Annotated in this window: 3 protein-coding genes; all 3 read right to left on the bottom strand. The window is 63.2% G+C overall.

The annotated features are described in order from the left end of the window. Window positions 1-136 precede the first annotated feature (136 nt). The 3 genes from ACK543_RS08730 to ACK543_RS08720 all read right to left on the bottom strand — a co-directional run bounded on the left by ACK543_RS08730 (window position 137) and on the right by ACK543_RS08720 (window position 3,195). Window positions 137-325 (bottom strand): 4-oxalocrotonate tautomerase, encoded by a 189-nt coding sequence (locus ACK543_RS08730; RefSeq protein WP_409942456.1) that lies wholly within the window; start codon window positions 323-325, stop codon window positions 137-139. A gap of 69 nt (window positions 326-394) precedes the next feature. Next, on the bottom strand, window positions 395-625 hold the full coding sequence (locus tag ACK543_RS08725) for a cysteine-rich CWC family protein (protein ID WP_409942455.1): 231 nt from the start codon (window positions 623-625) through the stop codon (window positions 395-397). 362 nt (window positions 626-987) lie between these two features. Then, window positions 988-3,195, bottom strand: a complete 2,208-nt coding sequence (locus ACK543_RS08720; RefSeq protein ID WP_409942454.1) for a malate synthase G — start codon at window positions 3,193-3,195, stop codon at window positions 988-990. Window positions 3,196-3,610 lie beyond the last annotated feature (415 nt).

The following is a 3,610-nucleotide window of genomic DNA, read 5'->3' as shown; positions in this document are numbered from 1 at the left end:
AAGCGAAAATCGGCCCCAGCGAGGACAGTTTTTGCCGAATTTGCAGCCCCATAGCCGAGCTATGGGGCAAAAAGGCGGTTAAAAATGGACCGCTGCGGTCGATTTGCAGCCGACGATTTCCAAGTCCGACAGGCTCCTAGCTGCGCTCCGACCACAGCCTGCCGCCGGTGGCCCAGTTTTCACGCTTGATGTCGGTGATCAGGATGTCCACCGATTCGGGAGAGCCGCCGAGGACTTCCACCGACACCCGGGTGATCTCTTCCACCAGCTTGCGTTTTTGCTCGACCGTGCGACCTTCCATCATCTCGACATGGTACGTGGGCATGAAATCTCCTTGAATAAAACCCTTGAAACAGCAGCACAGCCCCAGGCAATTGCTGCGCGAAGGCCCGCATCATATCGGCGCTTGCTTCGCGCCGCTGCCTGAGCCCGCATCGGCACCGCAGTGCCGGCAGATGCACCGCGCGCCGATGTCGCGCTCGGGCAGCGCTGCCAGGGCCTGATCGCTCAGGCAGACGCTCATGCACCAGCACGCCTGGGGCGCAAGACCGGCAGCGATCGCGCAGTCGTTGGGCTGGTGACACAGCGGGCAGAGCGCAGGGTGACTGGGTTGGGCTTCGGGCATGGGGGCGCAAGCGGGCGGTGCGGGCACGTCAAAGCCGGTCAGTGTACGGTCTGGCAGCCGGGGCGCACCCACCTCGCAAGCCAAGGGGTAGCCGCAACCACTGCGGCCATGATGCCCGTGCACCGCGACCACGTGGACGAAGCCGCGCGTGGCCTGACAAGCCCGCGACACCGGGGGCAAAAGTTGTTTGTAGCGACCCGGTATTGAGAAAAATACCCTGTCACGCGCGATCCATATGGAAATACCGCTATCAATAAAATAGCAGCTCGAGCGAGGCCCAGCGCCCCTCTCGCACCCATCGCATCGCGCACATCCAGCACAACATCTGCGGAACGCCCGGGGCCGCGCACTGTCGGCTGCCCTCAGCCGCCCGTCGCCTTGCGCTTGAGCCGCCACGCATGCAGCAGTGGCTCCGTGTAGCCGCTGGGTTGCTCCAGGCCCTTGAAGACGAGGTCGCAGGCTGCCTTGTAGGCCATGCTGGTCTCAAAGTGGCCCGCCATGGGCTCGTACAGCGGGTCGCTTGCGTTTTGCTGGTCCACCACGGCAGCCATGCGCTCGAAGGTCTCCCGCACCTGCGCTTGGGTGACCACGCCGTGCAGCAGCCAGTTGGCCATGTGCTGGCTGCTGATGCGCAGCGTGGCGCGGTCCTCCATCAGGCCCACGTTGTGGATGTCTGGCACCTTGGAGCAGCCCACGCCCTGGTCCACCCAGCGCACCACGTAGCCCAGGATGCCCTGGGCGTTGTTGTCCAGTTCCTGCTGCTTTTCGGCGTCGCTCCAGTTCGGAGCCGCAGCCACGGGCACGGTCAGCAGGCCGGTGAGCAGGTTGTCGCGCTCGGCGTTCACGTCGGTTTTTTCCAGTTCGATCTGGATGTCGCTCACCTTCACCTGGTGGTAGTGCAGCGCGTGCAGCGTCGCTCCGGTCGGGCTGGGAACCCAGGCGGTGTTGGCACCCGCCTTGGGGTGGCCGATTTTCTGTTTGAGCATCTCGGCCATCAGGTCGGGCATGGCCCACATGCCTTTGCCGATCTGTGCCTTGCCGCGCAGGCCGCAGGAGAGGCCCACCAGCACGTTGTTTTTTTCGTACGACTGGATCCAGGCGCTTGTCTTCATGTCGCCCTTGCGCACCATGGGGCCGGCGTGCATGGCGGTGTGCATCTCGTCGCCGGTGCGATCGAGGAAGCCGGTGTTGATGAAGGCCACGCGGCTTGCGGCTGCCGCAATGCAGGCCTTGAGGTTGACGGAGGTGCGGCGCTCCTCATCCATGATCCCGAGCTTGACGGTGCTGTCGGGCAGGCCAAGCAGCTTCTCGACACGGCCAAACAGCTCGGCAGCAAAAGCCACTTCGCCCGGGCCGTGCATTTTGGGCTTGACGATGTAGACGCTGCCCTTGCGCGAGTTACGGATGCCGTTCGCTCCACGGCCTTGCAGGTCGTGCAGCGCGATGGTGGTGGTCACCACGGCGTCGAGGATGCCTTCAGGGATTTCGCGCTGCATGCCCTGCGCGTCTGTCCACAGAATGGCCGGGTTGGTCATCAAATGCCCCACGTTGCGCAGGAACATCAGCGACCGGCCATGCAGGCGCACCTCACCCCCGGCGGGGCCGGTGTAAATGCGATCCGGGTTCAGGCCACGGGTGAAGGTCTTGCCGCCCTTGGCGACCTGCTCCGTCAGCGTGGCCTGGATGATGCCCAGCCAGTTGCTGTAGCCCAGCACCTTGTCGTCGGCGTCCACCGCGGCCACGGAGTCTTCCAGATCCAGGATGGTGGACAGCGCCGCTTCCAGCACCAGGTCGCTCACGCCCGCGGCGTCGCTCTGGCCGATGGGGGTGCTGCGGTTGATCTGGATATCCAGGTGCAGGCCGTTGTGCTGCAGCAGCACCGACGACGGCGCGGCGGCATCGCCCTGGTATCCCTTCAATTGCGATGGGTCCTTCAGGCCGGTGGTGCTGCCATTGGCGAGCGATACCACCAGCTGGCCGCCTGCGACCTTGTAGCCAGTCGAATCCTTGTGAGAGCCGGATGCCAGCGGCGCGGTGTCATCCAGCACCTGGCGAGCAAACGCGATCACCTTGGCGCCGCGCACCGGGTTGTAGCCCTTGCCTTTTTCTGCGCCATCGGTCTCGGGGATGGCATCGGTGCCGTATAGCGCGTCGTACAGGCTGCCCCAGCGGGCGTTGGCGGCGTTCAGGGCATAGCGGGCGTTGAGGATGGGCACCACCAGCTGCGGCCCGGCCTGGGTGGCCAGCTCGTCGTCCACGTTGGCGGTGGTGGCCTTGACCTCGGCGGGCTGGGGCACCAGATAGCCGATCTTCTCTAGAAAGCTGCGATAGGCCACCATGTTCTTGATGGTGCCGGGGTTGGCCTTGTGCCAGGTATCAAGCTCGGTTTGCAGGCGGTCGCGCTCGGCCAGCAGGGCGATGTTGCGGGGGGCCAGCTCGGTCACGATGCTGTCAAAACCCTTCCAGAACGCCGCAGGGTCCAGGCCTGTGCCGGGCAGCACCTTGTCTTGCACAAAGCGGTACAGCGATGGGGCCACTTGCAGGCCGTGAACGGAGATGCGATCGGTCATGGGGAGCCTCTGAAGAAAGTGATCAATACGGGCTTGCCAGCCACTGGGGCGGCATGGGCTCACTGTATTGCAAATCTTTCGTCACATAAATGTGGCCGAACGTCGGAAACCAGTGACTTTTTTGCATAAATGCGCATTCGTGGCCCCCACGAACCGCCTTTGCACTCCCTTGGACGTTTTGCTGCGCCGGTGACGGCTCCATGATCGGATTGGATAATTGCTACGGAAGTAATAGCAAACAATCGAATACCGCCGTGCGCAAATGGCATTTTCTTTCGCGGATTCACAGACAAAGTGCATCAGATGGCAGTTTAATGGGGGTGATCTCCAGGCCGTAAAACACCTCATGAGGGGTGCGGTATCCCAAGCACTTTCTAGGCCTGTGGTTCAATGCGTAAACCGCATTATTGACCTC

This window comes from Acidovorax sp. (assembly GCF_046341535.1).
GTDB lineage: Bacteria > Pseudomonadota > Gammaproteobacteria > Burkholderiales > Burkholderiaceae_C > Acidovorax.
Note: the sequence above shows the minus strand (reverse complement) of the source record. Positions and strands in the feature narration are given on the sequence as shown.

Bases quoted from the DNA above. Each gene is read 5' to 3' on its own strand.
- ACK543_RS08730 (WP_409942456.1), bottom strand. From the start codon at position 325: ATGCCCACGTACCATGTCGAGATGATGGAAGGTCGCACGGTCGAGCAA.
- ACK543_RS08725 (WP_409942455.1), bottom strand. From the start codon at position 625: ATGCCCGAAGCCCAACCCAGTCACCCTGCGCTCTGCCCGCTGTGTCAC.
- ACK543_RS08720 (WP_409942454.1), bottom strand. From the start codon at position 3,195: ATGACCGATCGCATCTCCGTTCACGGCCTGCAAGTGGCCCCATCGCTG.